This is a genomic window from Polaromonas sp. (assembly GCF_012927415.1).
Classification (GTDB): domain Bacteria; phylum Pseudomonadota; class Gammaproteobacteria; order Burkholderiales; family Burkholderiaceae_C; genus Polaromonas.
The window spans coordinates 15,075-30,023 of the sequence record NZ_JABBPF010000188.1 but is presented as its reverse complement, the minus strand read 5'-3'; the positions used below and the strand labels follow the sequence as shown (position 1 = coordinate 30,023).

General features: G+C 60.9%; 12 protein-coding genes. 7 read left to right on the top strand and 5 right to left on the bottom strand.

Annotation, left to right across the window (positions count from 1 at the left end):
• Positions 1 to 128: 128 nt before the first annotated feature.
• Together HHJ19_RS15630 and HHJ19_RS15625 are read right to left on the bottom strand one after the other, a co-directional pair.
• Positions 129 to 407, bottom strand: coding sequence for a hypothetical protein (locus HHJ19_RS15630; protein ID WP_296908793.1), 279 nt, complete (start codon positions 405 to 407; stop codon positions 129 to 131).
• A gap of 205 nt (positions 408 to 612) precedes the next feature.
• A complete protein-coding gene (locus HHJ19_RS15625; RefSeq protein ID WP_296908792.1) occupies positions 613 to 1,083 on the bottom strand; it encodes a hypothetical protein in 471 nt (156 codons plus the stop codon).
• Between the two features lie 810 nt (positions 1,084 to 1,893).
• On the opposite strand from HHJ19_RS15625, the gene HHJ19_RS15620 reads away from it, so the two are divergent.
• The 5 genes from HHJ19_RS15620 (at position 1,894) to HHJ19_RS15600 (ending at position 8,738) form a co-directional block, all read left to right on the top strand.
• Positions 1,894 to 2,304 carry a hypothetical protein gene (locus tag HHJ19_RS15620; RefSeq protein WP_296908791.1) on the top strand — a complete coding sequence of 137 codons (411 nt, stop codon included), beginning with the start codon at positions 1,894 to 1,896 and terminating at the stop codon, positions 2,302 to 2,304.
• Between the two features lie 77 nt (positions 2,305 to 2,381).
• Complete coding sequence (locus HHJ19_RS15615) at positions 2,382 to 3,686, top strand: TolC family protein (protein WP_296908790.1); 1,305 nt, start codon at positions 2,382 to 2,384, stop codon at positions 3,684 to 3,686.
• Complete coding sequence (locus HHJ19_RS15610; protein WP_296908789.1) at positions 3,683 to 5,176, top strand: efflux RND transporter periplasmic adaptor subunit; 1,494 nt, start codon at positions 3,683 to 3,685, stop codon at positions 5,174 to 5,176. Before HHJ19_RS15615 ends, HHJ19_RS15610 begins: the two co-directional genes overlap by 4 nt.
• Positions 5,173 to 8,400: an efflux RND transporter permease subunit gene (locus HHJ19_RS15605; RefSeq protein WP_296908788.1), complete on the top strand. Its 3,228-nt coding sequence runs from the start codon at positions 5,173 to 5,175 to the stop codon at positions 8,398 to 8,400. The genes HHJ19_RS15610 and HHJ19_RS15605 overlap by 4 nt, the downstream gene beginning before the upstream one ends.
• Complete coding sequence (locus HHJ19_RS15600; RefSeq protein ID WP_296908787.1) at positions 8,397 to 8,738, top strand: copper-binding protein; 342 nt, start codon at positions 8,397 to 8,399, stop codon at positions 8,736 to 8,738. The genes HHJ19_RS15605 and HHJ19_RS15600 overlap by 4 nt, the downstream gene beginning before the upstream one ends.
• A gap of 496 nt (positions 8,739 to 9,234) precedes the next feature.
• On the opposite strand, the gene HHJ19_RS15595 is transcribed toward HHJ19_RS15600, so the two are convergent.
• The 3 genes from HHJ19_RS15595 to puuE are packed head-to-tail and all read right to left on the bottom strand — an operon-like array spanning position 9,235 to position 13,210.
• Positions 9,235 to 10,491, bottom strand: a complete 1,257-nt coding sequence (locus tag HHJ19_RS15595) for a M20/M25/M40 family metallo-hydrolase (RefSeq protein ID WP_296908786.1) — start codon at positions 10,489 to 10,491, stop codon at positions 9,235 to 9,237.
• Positions 10,488 to 12,263, bottom strand: a complete 1,776-nt coding sequence (gene uraD / locus HHJ19_RS15590) for a 2-oxo-4-hydroxy-4-carboxy-5-ureidoimidazoline decarboxylase (RefSeq protein WP_296908785.1) — start codon at positions 12,261 to 12,263, stop codon at positions 10,488 to 10,490. The genes HHJ19_RS15595 and uraD overlap by 4 nt, the downstream gene beginning before the upstream one ends.
• Entirely contained in the window at positions 12,260 to 13,210 is a 951-nt protein-coding gene (gene puuE, locus HHJ19_RS15585; RefSeq protein WP_296908784.1) for an allantoinase PuuE, read from the bottom strand. The genes uraD and puuE overlap by 4 nt, the downstream gene beginning before the upstream one ends.
• Before the next feature lie 167 nt (positions 13,211 to 13,377).
• On the opposite strand from puuE, the gene uraH reads away from it, so the two are divergent.
• Together uraH and HHJ19_RS15575 are read left to right on the top strand one after the other, a co-directional pair.
• Positions 13,378 to 13,734, top strand: a complete 357-nt coding sequence (gene uraH, locus HHJ19_RS15580; protein ID WP_296908783.1) for a hydroxyisourate hydrolase — start codon at positions 13,378 to 13,380, stop codon at positions 13,732 to 13,734.
• On the top strand, positions 13,734 to 14,948 hold the full coding sequence (locus HHJ19_RS15575) for a urate hydroxylase PuuD (protein ID WP_296908795.1): 1,215 nt from the start codon (positions 13,734 to 13,736) through the stop codon (positions 14,946 to 14,948). Before uraH ends, HHJ19_RS15575 begins: the two co-directional genes overlap by 1 nt.
• The last annotated feature ends 1 nt before the right edge of the window (position 14,949 follow it).

Below are 14,949 nucleotides of genomic sequence, written 5' to 3'. Positions count from 1 at the left end.
GAAGGCGCTTGCCTCTTCATTGGTCTTGGCAACGGCTTGGTCAAAATTGACGCTGGCACAACCCGACAGGACCGCCAGCGCCAAAGCATTAATTACCAGTCTGCCATAAGTCCGCTGGTTTGCACGCGTCATGGTTTGGCTCCGTGGTTCATGGAGGGTTCGGGCATCGCCCGGCCCGGCTCACTCACCTGGTCCGTGGCGCTGCCTGGCATGGTTTTACTTGTGGCCACAGGATCGGGTTCCCGCGCTTCCTTGGCGTAAACCCGCCAGCCGCCGATCTTGCCGACCGTGTCGTTGACTTGCGTCCACGGGCTGACGGGTTGGTCATCAAATTTTCGATAGTTTGCAAGAGCCGACTGGTATTGCAGCGCAGGCGCCGCATTACTAGCGGATTCTTTGGCAGGCATCTGCGCCTGTGCAGACGCGGCTGACAAACACACCATGGCAGTTGCTGCTGCAGACAATACTGTCCAGCGAAGGGAAAGGGAAAACATGAAAACCTCGCATATCACAATGTGTTACCCCGGCGGGCATCGCCCGGGGACTTCGTGGTAGGCAACAGGGAAAGTTAGCGCACTCAAAGCGAGTCGCGCGGCCCCGTGTCTGTTGCCCTCAGGCGAGGAGAAGGCGCGGTGGTCGGTCGAGGCCGCCGAGTGGTGGGAAAGTCAGAACGGTAATGAGGGCAGGAAAATCCGTCTTACCCGCCAATAGGGCGCCGGGTGTGACGACTTCGCTGGTCAACAGGGCACTGGCACAGCAAGGCGCACAATTTTTGCACTTGAGATCGCTATCGGCCTTGATGGCGTTGCCTGACGCGCCGGTATCGGGAGACAACATGACGGACTGGCCGGCATGGCCGTCCGCATCATGCGCATCGGAGGACTCGAGCGCGTGCTGATGTAAAACCCGGCCAGGCGCCTTTTGCGCTGCCCGGCTGTCCAAGTTGCTAGCAGGCGACGAGATGTCAAAAACCGCGTGGTGATTGGGCCCGCAAACTGCCATGCCTATCGCCGCAAACCCTTGAGAGGGTAGAGCGACCAGCAACAAACAGGTCAGCAGAAATTGCCACAGGGTTTTAGTCATTTCCGTATGATCTTAACGACGTTTGGGATTCGGTTCAGGGCGGCAATCACCAGCCCATGAGGGAGACAATGGCATAAGGGCGGGTCCAGAAATGGCTTGAAAATGGCTTTTCCGCACTTCTGACCCAAAGCCCTTGGCGCCGCTGAGTTTTAAATCGCGCTGGTCGATCAGCCGCCGGCTTTCGACCCGGCTCGCGGTCCAAGCGTTTATCGGGCCGGCACTTGTTTCCCTGGCGGTGTGTGCCGTCCCCAATCTCAACCTGTAGGAAACACAGGCTGATTCGCTGGTTTAAAAGCGGGGCATCGTCACCCACTTGCTCAACGAGGCGTGAATCAAGGGGATTCCCTGAATCTGAAACATAGCCCAACGATTTTTTTGCAGGTGGCGGCAATTTTGTACTGGAGTTGCAAAAGCCCGACGGCACATTGATCGACAAGAGCGCCTAGAGGCGCTCCAATCCCAAACGGGTACACACCGCGAACTTCTGCTGGGCAATGCTGGTGGTTGAGCGGATCCTGGCAGCACGGTTCGCATTGAACTGGCCGCGTGCGGCTCAGGTCCGGTAGCGCTCTCGGTCATCAATTGCGGTCAGCCGATTGCGGCAGCAGATTTGCCGCGCCTGTTTGACCGGTTCTAACGTGTTGACCCTTCAAGTACCCCGGCCGAGCGCCATCATGGGCGGGACGGGCCGTAATGGCGACGATTGCCCGGTGGCCTGCCGCGCCCATGATGATGGCTTTTTTGCGTTTCCGACTCGAAATTCCTCAAACCGGCGGGCTTTCAACCAGCGCCATACAATCGGCGCGTCCAATGAAAGCCTTACGCCGTTCGCTCTACGCCTGGGTCGCGCTGCTGGGAATCGTATTTTCCCAGCTTGCGATGTCGGCGTATGCCTGTCCCAGCCTGAATCCACTGAGCTCGTCACAAAATACGGCCAAGGCGGTGACTGAAAACGCGATGGCCGGCATGCCCTGCGCCGGGACGGGAATGGCTGATGTAGACATGGCACAGCCGGCCCTTTGTCTCCAGCACTGTGATCAGGGGAATCAGACCGTAGCTTCTGCGCAGGCTTTGGACTTCAACCCTGCGCTGGTTCTTTTTCTCATTGTTCCGACTCCGGCGCAGACTGCCGACGCCAGCGAGGCTTTGGTTCAGGCACCACCGCTTCGGCGTTCCACCTACCCACCCCCTCTTTGGCGCACCGGTCGGCTGCGCATTTGATACTTCCCGAAACCTCTTCGTGGCGTAGCTGTTGTGCGTCGCTTGGCCGTTTATTGCCATGTTTTCAGGAGAAGGTCATGGGTCCAGTTTTATCAATCATCAATCGCCGTGGTGCGGTTAACGCCATCACATCGCTGTGCCTGGCGCTGGCAACGCTGCCGCTTCAGGCCGAGCCAGCAAGTCCGTTATCGCTGGAGGAGGCCCTCGGCATCGCACAGGCCAACGCGCCCGCCTTGAACGCTGCCGCCCTTGGCGCGCAGGCATCGAGGCACATCGCTATTGCAGCAAGCCAGCAGTCAGACCCGGTGCTGCGCGCCGGTGTTGACAACCTTCCCATATCCGGGCCCGAGCGCTTGAGCCTCGGCAGGGATTTCATGACCATGCGCAGGATTGGCGTGATGCAGGAGTACGTGTCGTCCGGCAAACGACTGCTTATCCGGGAACGAAATGAGCTTGAAGCATCGCGTCAGGACGCGTTGGGACGCAAGCTTGCTGCCAATCTGCGTCGTGACGTCGCCATCGCCTGGCTGGATCGTTTCTACGCCGTCAAGTCGCGGGAATTCCTCAAGACTTTGGCCGCCGAACTGGAGGTGCAGCTGCGAACTCTGGATTCGCAGCTGCGCGCCGGCAAGGCGACCGCCATTGAGTTCCCCATAACCAGCGCTGCGCTCTTGCAGACCTGGGACCGAATGCTGGTGATTGACAAGCAGGAACGGCTTGCTCATATTGTATTGGCGCGATGGCTTGGCGAGGAGGCGAACAGGACGCTTGGCACGCCGCCCAACATTGAAGAACTGTTGGCTGACCTTGCGAGCCCAGACATTGTCAGCGCATCACCGTCGCTGCTGGAGCATTCCCGCGAGCTGGACATTGCCAAAACTGAACTGGCAATAGCGGAAAAAAACAAGCAGCCCAACTGGAGCTGGGAAGTTGCCTATCAGCAACGTGGCAGCGCGTACTCGAACATGGTTTCGGTAGGCATCAGCGTGCCTCTGCCGGTCAATGCCTCTGAAAGGCAGGATCGCGAGATCGCGGCAAGACGCTCACAACTCGAACAAGCGCAGGAGTTGCACGAAAACCTGCGGCGGGAAATTCAGGCCGGCGTGGCGTCCAATCATGCTGAATGGCAAAGTTTGATTGAGCGGCGAAAAAGGCTTGCCGGGGCACTGCTGCCGCTTGCCCGCCAGCGCGTTGACCTGTCACTCGCCTCCTACCGCACCGGTCAGTCCAGCCTGGCGACCGTTCTTGAGGCAAGACGTGCCGAGGTCGAAATCCATCTGCAACTGCTGGACCTGGAACGTGAGACTGCCCGTTTGTGGGCCGAGCTCCGGTATGTTTATCTGGAGACCGCCAAGGCCGTCGCACCGGGAGCCCGCCCATGAAAACAGCGGTATTTGTAGCCGTTTGCGCCGTTGCCAGCGCACTGATCGCCGTCAGCGCCTACCAGCTGGGCGCTCACCGCACTGCCGTTGTGACCAGCAACGCCGCGCCCGATTCAGTCGGCGCTACCGGCGACCTGAAACCGGCTCGGCCGGTGCTGTACTGGCATGACCCGATGGTGCCTGGCACCCGGTTCGACAAACCCGGCAAGTCACCCTTCATGGACATGCAGCTTGTTCCGGTCTATGCCGATGCGGCTGGCGGATCCGGCGCGACCGTCAGCCCCCAGCTGGCCCAGAACCTGGGCATACGGACCGGCCTGGTACGCAAGAGCGACATGTCCGCCAGCTTCGAGGCAAGCGGCGTCGTGACGCAGAACGAACGAGCCACCGAAGTGGTGCAGTCCCGGGTCATCGGGTACATCGAGAAGCTTCACGTCCGCGCGCTGCTTGACCCCGTCAGAAAGGGACAGCCATTGGCGACCTTCTATGCGCCTGAGTGGGCCGCAGCGCTGGAAGAATACATGGGTGTGCGGCGTGCGCAAGCGGGGGACGCGCTCGTCGAGGCGGCGCGAGCGCGTCTTCGACTTCTGTCGATACCTGATGATGTCATCGCCAGGTCCGAGCGCGCGGGCGTGGCGCAAACCCGCTTCACCTTGACCGCTCCCACTTCCGGGGTTGTCGCAGAACTCGGTGTCCGGGAGGGGTCCATGATTTCCCCCGGCCTGACGCTTTTTCGCATTGCCGACCTGAGCTCTGTCTGGGTCATGGCCGACGTGCCTCAACCCATGGGCCTGCAGGTGCGCCCCTCCAGTAATGCCGAAGTAAGGGCGCCGGGTCTGGAGGACAAGGCGTTTGCCGGGAAGGTGTCGGCGGTGCTTCCCGACGTTGATCCGACAACGCGTACCTTCAAAGCGAGGGTCGAAATTCGCAACACGGCTTTCCTGCTCAAGCCGGGCATGTTTGTACGCGTCATCTTCAGGGAAGGCGGCGCGCAGCAAGCCCTGTTGGTGCCGCAAGAGGCCGTGATTGCGACCGGGAGGCGCAATGTCGTCATTGTGGCTGGCGAGGGCGGTAAATACAGCCCGGTGGAAGTTGAGCTTGGACGAGACAGCGGTGGCGATGTAGAGGTGAAGTCGGGGCTGCTTGAGGGTCAGCGGGTGGTAGTTTCTGGCCAGTTCCTGCTCGATTCGGAGGCCAGCATCAAGTCCGCGCTCGGGCGACTCGACGCTGGCGCCTTGAAGGCACCTGCGCCGGAACGCCACTCGGGCAAAGGCAAAATTGAGGCGATTGACAAAGACGCACTGAGGCTGTCCCACGGACCCATCGCATCACTCAAGTGGGGTGCGATGACAATGTCATTCAAGACTCCCAGGGAAGGGCTTGCCAAGGATCTCAAGGTGGGCATGCAAGTCAAGTTCGACTTCATTCAGCAAGGTGACGACTATGTATTGCAGAGCGTCATTCCCGTGGCTTCTGGAGCCGGCCAGTGATTGCAAAAATTATCCGCTGGTCCGTTGCCAGTCGTTTTCTGGTGCTGGGGGCCACCGCCATCCTGGTCGGCTGGGGTCTGTGGTCACTGGCGAAGACGCCGCTCGACGCATTGCCAGACCTGTCCGATGTACAGGTCATCATTCGCACCAGCTACCCTGGTCAGGCACCTCAAATTGTCGAAAATCAAATCACTTATCCGCTGACCACTACCATGATGTCGGTACCGGGGGCGAAGACCGTGCGGGGATACTCCTTCTTCGGTGACTCGTTTGTTTACGTGCTGTTCGAGGATGGCACCGACCTCTACTGGGCCAGGTCTCGCGTACTCGAGTACCTCAACCAGGTTCAGTCCAGGCTGCCGGAAGGGGCGATTGCCGCGCTCGGACCAGACGCGACCGGTGTGGGTTGGATCTACGAATACGCCCTGGTCGACCGCACTGGGCACACTGACCTCGGTCAGCTCCGCGCCCTGCAGGACTGGTTTCTGAAGTTTGAGTTGAAGTCTGTACCCAACGTGGCCGAAGTGGCCAGCATCGGCGGGATGGTGCGGCAATACCAGGTGGTGCTCGACCCTGACCGGCTGCGCGCCTACGGTATTCCGCATGCCAGAGTGCTGGAAGCCATCAGGCGGGCTAATCAGGAATCAGGCGGTGCCGTGGTTGAACTGGCCGAAACCGAATACATGGTCAGAGCCCGCGGCTACCTGGCTAGCCTGGATGACTTTCGCAACATTCCCCTGAGCGCTTCGAGCAGCGGTGTCGTAGTGCGGCTGGGCGACCTGGCCCGGATCCAGATCGGCCCTGAGATGCGCCGCGGCATTGCCGAGCTCGATGGCGAGGGCGAAGTAGCCGGCGGCGTGGTGGTGATGCGGACTGGCAAGAATGCCCTGCAAACCATTGAAGCGGTAAAAGCCAAACTGACGCAACTCAAGGCCAGTCTGCCTGCCGGCGTCGAAATCGTCAGCACCTACGACCGCTCTCAACTCATCCAGCGGGCGGTGGTCAATCTGCGCAGCAAGCTGGTGGAGGAGTTCATTGTTGTCGCCGCAGTTTGTCTGCTTTTCCTGTTTCATCTGCGGTCCTCGCTGGTGGCAGTGGTTTCTCTGCCGGTGGGAATCCTGGCGGCTTTCATTGTCATGCGTTATCAGGGCGTCAACGCCAACATCATGTCCCTGGGCGGCATTGCCATTGCGATTGGTGCAATGGTCGATGCCGCGGTGGTCATGATTGAAAATGCGCACAAGCACCTCGAAGCCTGGCAAGAGGCGCATCCGAAGCAAAAGCTGGAATCCGGGCAGCGTTGGGCTGTCGTGACAGAGGCGGCGGTCGAGGTGGGACCAGCACTGTTCTTTTCGCTGCTCATCATCACCCTGTCTTTTATTCCCGTGTTCACACTGGAAGCCCAGGAAGGCCGGCTGTTCGCACCCCTTGCGTTCACGAAGACCTACGCCATGGCCGCTTCAGCGGCTCTGGCCATCACCCTGGTTCCGGTGCTGATGGGCTACCTTATCCGGGGGCGTATTCCGCGCGAGCATGCCAATCCGGTAAACCGCTTTTTGATGGCGCTGTACCGGCCCACCCTGGTCTGGGTCCTGCGCTTCCCGAAAACCACCATCGCCGTCTCGGTCCTGGCCCTGGCGAGTGTCATCCTTCCACTTTCACAACTTGGCGGTGAGTTCCTGCCTGCCATGGATGAAGGCGACCTGCTTTACATGCCGTCAGCTCTGCCTGGCCTTTCAGCCGCCAAAGCGTCCGAACTGCTGCAGCAGACGGACCGGATGATTCGGACCGTCCCCGAGGTCGAGCGCGTATTTGGCAAAGCCGGTCGCGCTGACACGGCAACCGACCCGGCCCCGCTGGAAATGTTTGAAACCACGGTTCAGTTCAAGCCGAGGGACCAGTGGCGTGCCGGCATGACGCCGGAAAAACTGGTCGGGGAGCTCGACAAGGCAGTCAAGGTACCCGGTTTGTCCAATATCTGGGTGCCACCGATTCGCAACCGCATCGACATGCTTGCAACCGGCATCAAAAGTCCGGTAGGTATAAAAGTCAGTGGCGCCGATCTGGCGGAAATCGACCGCCTGGCGGGCGAGATCGAAGCGGCTGTAAAGAAAGTGTCCGGCGTCACATCGGCCCTGGCCGAGCGCCTGGTTGGGGGGCGCTACATTGACGTTTCCATAGACCGGCTCGCCGCGTCGAGATACGGGCTTAACATCGCTGACTTGCAGCTGCTGGTGTCATCGGCGATCGGGGGCGACAAGGTCGGAGAGGTAGTCGAGGGGCGGCAGCGCTTCCCCATCAACGTGCGCTATCCGCGAGAAGTGCGGGACTCGCTGCAAAAATTGCGCGATCTGCCTTTCGTGACTGAGAAAGGAGCGCAGTTGCGATTGTCTGATGTGGCCGCTGTCAGGATTGAGGAGGGTCCAACCATGCTGCGCAGCGAAAACGCCCGACTTTCCGGGTGGGTCTATGTTGACCTGCACGGTCGTGATCTCCGCTCGGCAGTTACCGAGATGCAACAGCGCGTCGGGAATGAGGTCAAGGTTCCGGCGGGTTATTCCATCGCCTGGTCCGGACAGTTTGAATATCTGGAACGTGCATCCGAGCGTCTGAAGGTCGTGGTGCCGTTCACCATCGCCATTATTTTTTTGCTGCTTTACCTGGCCTTTCGCCGCCTTGACGAAGCCTTGCTCATCCTGCTGGCGGTGCCGTTTGCCCTGACCGGTGGCTTCTGGCTCATCTGGGCCCTGGGACACGCCATTTCGGTAGCGACAGTGGTGGGCTTTCTTGCGTTGGCCGGCGTGGCTGCGGAGTTTGGCGTGGTGATGCTGGTGTACCTGAAGGGTTCGTGGCAGCGCCGTCTGGCAGCCGGCGCCGTACCCACGGAAGCACTTCTGCTGGAAGCCATCACGGAAGGCGCCGTGCTCCGCGTTCGTCCCAAGGCCATGACCGTCGCTGTCATCCTGGCAGGCTTGCTGCCCATTCTGTGGAACGGGGGTACCGGCTCTGAGGTGATGCAGCGCATCGCCGCACCGATGGTAGGGGGCATGGTCACCGCGCCGTTGCTCTCCATGCTGGTGATACCAGCCGTATGGTTGCTGATAATGCGAAGCAAACTGGCACGACCGGCAGAAGGACCCGCCCGGCAGCCAGCGGCCACATCCCGCACTGAGTTAGGCGAAACCCGGAAGTTCTGGCAGCTGTCGCGAAAGAGCTTTCTATGAAGCCGGTTCAAGTTATCGGTTTGATTGCATTCGCTGCAAGCGCGATGTTGCCCGCGCAGGGCGGGTTTTCCGCCAACGCGGCCGGGCCGGTTAAAAAACCTGCCGCCGGCTCACGCGCCATGGCCAGCGCAGAGGTTTTGAAGGTTTACAAAAATGAAAAGCGGCTTTTGCTGCAACACGGACCGATTGAAAACCTCCGGATGGAGGCGATGACGATGGAGTTCGGCGTGTCAGACCAAAAGCTGCTGGACTCGGTCAAGCAAGGCGACAAGATTCGGTTCGTTGCCCGACGAGTCGGCGACGATTACATCGTCACCCATCTCAAACTGATGAAATAAGCCGAAGAATCGTGAAGCGCTGGCGCCCAAAGCCCAGATGCCGGTTTTTGTAGTTGAAGTTGCCACTTCCTATAGCCGCATCTTGCGGGGTACATTGCGTTGGATCTACGGGCATGCGCCCGCGACCGCGTCAGTTTCGCCCGCGACACGATATGTTTTGCATCGCTCCTTTAACTGACTCTTGCGTTGCGTCGACTCAATGAGACAGCGCACTTCAACAAATGGTGTGTGCTTGAGGTCGGCGCGGCCGAGCCAGAGTCTGTGGTCATCGCAATGCCTTGGCTCTCGGAGGTTGCGTAGACTCTGGCTTTCCGCAGGCTGGCTGGACTGGAGCGCTCGTCCACACAGCGAGCGGTTTCCCTGAACGTTAACGGCCGCTATTTTAAAGTGCTGACGATCAAACCTGTTCTGAACCCGCTATTCAGAAATCCGCTTTTTGTAGGCAGTTCTCAATCAGCGAATTTCAGCCAGCCCCGACCGTCCCTAACATGGTCATTCAAAGTACCTGCGAAACCGCTGGCCCCTGTAGCAGGTCCAGCAGGGTACGCGCCACCACTTTTGTCGCCCCACGCAAATCCGCCAGCAACAGGTGTTCGTCAGCGCGCTTGGCGTTGCTTTCAAACACGGTTCTCGGCCCGGCGCCATAAATTGCAGCCGGAATGCCGGCGGCGCCGAACAGCCGCACGTCGGTGTACAGCGGCGTGCCCGAAATGGGAATCGGCTCGCCAAAAATGGATGCGCCATGCTTTTGCAGTGCCTGCACCAGTGGGGCATTGGCGGCGTCGGGCAGCCACGCTCCGGCCAGTAGCAAGCGCTTGATTTCAACCCTGATGCCGGGCACGCTGGCCGCTGCGCTGGCAATGACCTGGCGCACCTCCAGCTCAACCTCGGCCGGGTTTTCCTCGGGAATCATGCGGCGGTCCAGCTTGAGCACCACCTTGCCGGGCACCACGTTGGTGTTGGTTCCCCCTTCGATACGGCCCACATTGAGGTAGGGGTGGTTGATGCCCGCGACTTTCGAGGTGATGGACCTGTAGCGCAAGTTCTGCTGGTACAGCGCACTGAGAACCGCGGTGGCGCCCTGCAGCGCGTCAATGCCAGTGTCGGGAATGGCGGCGTGCGCCATTTGGCCGTGCAGCGTGACCTCCAGTTGCAGGCAGCCGTTGTGCGCGGTAATTACCTGATGGCTGAAGCCGGCAGCGATCAGCAAGTCGGCCTGAACAAGCTTTTTCTTGAGCAACCAGCCGGGGCCGAGTTCGCCGCCAAACTCCTCGTCATAAGTGAAGATCAGCTCGATGCCGCCAGTGAGCGGTTGGCCAAGGGCTTCAAGCGCGCGCACGGCAAAGGCGTAGGTGGCAAAGTCGCTCTTGTTGACGGCGGCGGCGCGGCCATAAAGCTTGCCATCGACCACCTCGCCGCCATAGGGGTCGTGCGTCCAGCCGTCGCCGGGCGGCACCACGTCGCCGTGAGCGTTCAGGGCGATAATTTTGCCGGCGCCGTAGTGGCGGCGCACGATCAGGTTGGTGATGGACTCCAGCCCCCAGGCTTTGACTTCGTCGGCAGGCACAGGGTATTTTTCAGCCTCGAAACCGAAACCCCCGAGCAACTCGGCGGTGCGCTCGGCGTGTGGTGCGTTGTTGCCGGGCGGTGTGTCTGTGGGAACGCGCACCAGCTGCTGCAGAAATTGCACTTCCTCGTCGAAATGCGCGTCGATCCAAACGTCAAGCGCGGCGTAGCGGGAAGCGGGGGTCATGGCTGTTCCATGGCAATTTGTGCAAGCAGGTTCTGAAAGGCGCTCACGCACAGGCCGGCGTCGTCGCTGGTGATCGATTCCAGCGGGTTGTGGCTGATGCCTGCATTCAGGCCGCGCACAAACAGCATTGCCTGCGGCATGATTTCGTGCAGCTTCATGGCGTCGTGGCCGGCGCCGCTAGGCATGCGGTAAACCGGCAATCCGAGCGATGCAACGGCGCGCTCCCAGCGCAGCTGCCAGTCGGGTGCGCTGGGTGCGGCCGAGGCCCGCATGGTTTCTTCGAGCCTGCATTGCAGGCCGCGCCGTTCGCAGATTCGCTGCAGTTCCGCCCGCACGTCGGCTTCGCAGGCGTCGCGAACTTCGTTGGTGGTGGCGCGAATGTCGAGGCTGAATTTGGCAAGGCCAGGCACCACGTTGATCGAGCCGTTGGGCACTTCAAGCATTCCCATGGTGGCGACCAGATGCGGCGCGCTGCTGCCGCGCTGTTCGAGGTAGAGCGCCAGCTCTGCTGCTGCGGTGGCCGCATCGCGCCGGTGGCCCATCGGCGTGGTGCCCGCATGGCTGGACATGCCTATGATTTCGCCGAGATAACGGACGCCGCCATTGATGGACGTGACGATGCCGAGGGGAAAATCAGCCTCGTTCAACACCGGGCCCTGCTCAATGTGAACTTCGACAAAGCCGAGGTAATCGGCCGGGTCGCGCTTGAGCCCGGGGATGTCGCCAACGCGCAGGCCGGCATGCATCATGGCCTCGCGCATCGTGATGCCCTCAGCGTCCTGCTGGTCCAGCCAGCCTATTTCGAAATGACCGGTCAAGGCGCCCGAGCCGAGGAAGGTTGCCTTGTAGCGCTGGCCTTCCTCTTCCGCAAAGCCGACCACCTCAATGTCGAAGGGCAGGCGCCGGCCTTGGCGGTGCAATTCGCGCACACAGGCCATCGGCACGAAGATGCCCAGCCGGCCGTCGTATTTACCACCGTTGCGCACCGTATCGTAATGCGAGCCGGTCAGCAAACTCCTGGCCTGCGGGTCGCTGCCAAGATAGCGGCCGACCACGTTGCCGACGGCGTCGATCGCCACCTCGTCAAAGCCGCAGTCCTCGCGCATCCTCTTAGCCAACTGCTGCGCGCAGGCGCGGTGGGCATCGGTAAGATAGGTCACGGTCAGTTCGCCGCGTTCGGCATATCCGCTATCGCTGTAGGCGCTGAGTTGCTCGGCCCAGTCCCACACCAGGTTGCCAAGCTCAGGCGTATGGTCGAGCTTGTCGTTCAGGCGGATTTCCGCGATGCGGTGAATGTTGCGCAGGGATTCGGCCAGTTCAAAGGCGGGATGGTTTTCCAGCCGGCGCGCAAAGGTCTCGATGATCTCGGTCCGGTTCAAGCCCAGCCCGCGCGGGCCGCGTACCGCCAAGATGAAGGGAAAGCCAAATCTGGCGCTGTAGTCGGCGTTAAGTTGCTGGATGCGCGCGAACTCTTCGAGCGTGCAGTGGCTCAGGCCGGCCCGGTCTTGCTCGCTGACTGATTCAGCGGTCAGGGGTTTGCTCACTGTGGCTTTGCCGGCCAATTCCGGGTGGGCGCGAACCAGCGAGAGTTGCGCCTCGCGCCCGGCCTTGCGAACCAGTTCGACAAGGACGAATTTGAGCTGCGCCAGGCTGGTGAACGGGCGCCTGGCCCAGGCCTTCCTGGCAATCCACGGCGAATGTTCATAAGTGCCGTCGAGCAGCTGGACGAATTCGGCCTGTGCGGCCGCGTTGAGTTGGGTGACTGTAATCATGCGGCTGACCAGACGAAAGCGGTTGCGGGACTGAAGGGGTGCGCCTGTTTCCAGTGGCGCGCGATGTCGATCCGCCGCGTCACCCAGACGCGGTCATGCTGCCCGATATGATCCAGAAAACGCTGTAGCGCCCGCAGGCGGCCGGGGCGTCCCAGCAGCCGGCAGTGCATGCCGATGCTCAGCATGGCCGGCCGCTCCTCACCTTCTGCATAGAGCACGTCAAAGCTGTCGCGCAGGTAGGTAAAAAAATCGTCACCCTGCGAAAATCCCTGCGGTAAGGCAAAACGCATGTCGTTGGTGTCGAGCGTGTAGGGAACCACCAGTTGCGGCGCAAACGAGCCATCGGTTTTTTCGACATTCAGCCAGAACGGCAGTTCGTCACCGTAGTAGTCGCTGTCGTACTCAAAACCGCCATGGTCGGCCACCAGCCGGCGCGTATTTGGGCTGTCGCGGCCGGTATACCAGCCCAGCGGCCGCTCGCCGGTGAGGCGCTCAATGATTTCCATGCCGCGCGCCATGTGCGCGCGTTCAGTGGCTTCGTCAACGATTTGATAGTTGATCCAGCGCCAGCCATGACAGGCGATTTCGTGGCCAAGTTCCTTGAAGGCCGCCGTTACCTCCGGGCAACGTTCCAGCGCCATGCCGACACCAAAAACCGTCAGCGGCAGGCTGCGCTTTTCGAACTCGCGCAGCAGCCGCCAGACGCCGACGCGCGCGCCGTATTCGTAGATGCTTTCCATGCTCAGGTGGCGGGCGGGGAAGGCAGGCGGGTTGAACAGCTCGGACAAAAACTGCTCGCTGCCGGTGTCGCCATGCAGCAGCGAATTCTCTCCACCTTCTTCGTAGTTCAGCACAAACTGAACTGCAATGCGGGCGCGGCCGGGCCAGTTTGCCACCGGTGGATGGCGGCCATAGCCTCTCAGGTCGCGCGGGTATGAAGGGGGCATGGTGATTCGCTACTTTTCAGGGGGTGGCATGAAGGGAAAGGCGGAAACCGCTTATGCAGGGCCGGACGCATACGGTAGCATCGTAAAACACAAGCCAGCCGCTTGCCATGTTGTGACGCCGCAGGAAGTGGGCCGGCGCTGTTTATTCAACCCTCAGAAAGCTTCTCATGGGCCATCTCAGCACCCACGTTCTCGATACCATGCACGGTTGCCCGGCTGCCGGAATGAAGCTCACGCTGCAGCGGCTCGATGGCACGCACGCCCTGACGCTCAAGGAAGTGGTCCTGAATCAGGACGGCCGCAACGAAGGCGGTCCGCTGCTGGATGGCGCCAGCATGGCGACTGGCCATTACCGCCTGCTGTTCGAGGTCGGAGCATACTTTCGCGCCCGTGGCGTGACGCTGCCGGAGCCGGCCTTCATTGATACGGTGCCGGTTGACTTCGGCATCGCCGACGCCAGCGGTCACTACCATGTGCCGCTGCTCGTCAGCCCGTGGACTTACTCGACCTACCGCGGCTCATGATGACGGCCTACCTGCCCTATGCTCTGGATTGGGCCAATCTGCTGCTGCGCTGGGCCCACGTCGTCAGCGCGATTGCCTGGATTGGTGCGTCGTTTTATTTTGTTTTTCTGGACAACAGCCTGATCAGCCCGAGCGATCCCGAACTGGTAAAAAAGGGTGTTGATGGCGAGTTGTGGGCGGTGCATGGCGGCGGTTTTTATAATCCGCAAAAATATTTGGTGGCACCGAAACAGATGCCTGAAAACCTGCACTGGTTTTACTGGGAGGCCTACTCGACCTGGCTTACCGGCTTCGCCCTGTTCACGGTGCTCTACCTTTTCAATGCCGGGACCTTTCTGGTGGACAAAAGCATTCATGACTGGTCGGCCAGTGCCGCCATCGGCGCAGCGCTCGGCTTTCTGGTGTCCGGCTGGGCGGTGTACGACGTGATCTGCCGCAGCTTTGGGCAGAGGAAAAACGGTGACCTTATCGTTGGCGCGGGCCTGTTTGTCTTTGTTGTTTTTGCGACCTGGCTGGCCTGCCAGCTGTTTGCCGGGCGCGCTGCCTTCCTGCTGGTCGGTGCCATGCTCGCCACGGCGATGAGCGCCAACGTATGGGTCTGGATCATTCCCGGGCAGCGCAAGGTAGTGGCGCAGCTCAAGGCGGCTCAGCCGGTCAATCCACTGTATGGCTGGCGCGCCAGGCAACGCAGCGTGCACAACACCTATTTCACGCTGCCCGTGCTGATGGCGATGCTGTCCAATCACTATGGCTGGCTGTATTCGGCCAAGGGCAACTGGCTGGTGCTGGTGCTGCTGATGCTGGCTGGCGCGCTGATCCGGCACAGTTTTGTCGCGCGCCACAAGGCCGGGGTAAAGGGCAGGCGCGCACCCTGGGAATATGCCGGATACGGTACTGTGTTGCTGGTCGGTCTGGCGATCTGGCTGGCGCCGCCGCCACCCTCGGCGGCTGCCCTCGCCGCCGCTGAAAAACCCCCGGGTTTCGCCGAAGTGAACTCGGTCATAACCCAACGCTGCGTGATGTGTCACAACGCGCAGCTGCAGAACAAGGGCATCGCCCTGCACACGCCCGAGCTGCTCAGGCAGAACGCCCAGGCGGTCTATCAGCAGGTGGTCATTCTCAGGCTGATGCCTTTCAACAACGCCAGCCGGATCACCGAGGACGAGCGCGCCGTGATCAAGCGCTGGTTTGAAGCCGGCGCATTGTTGAACTGAG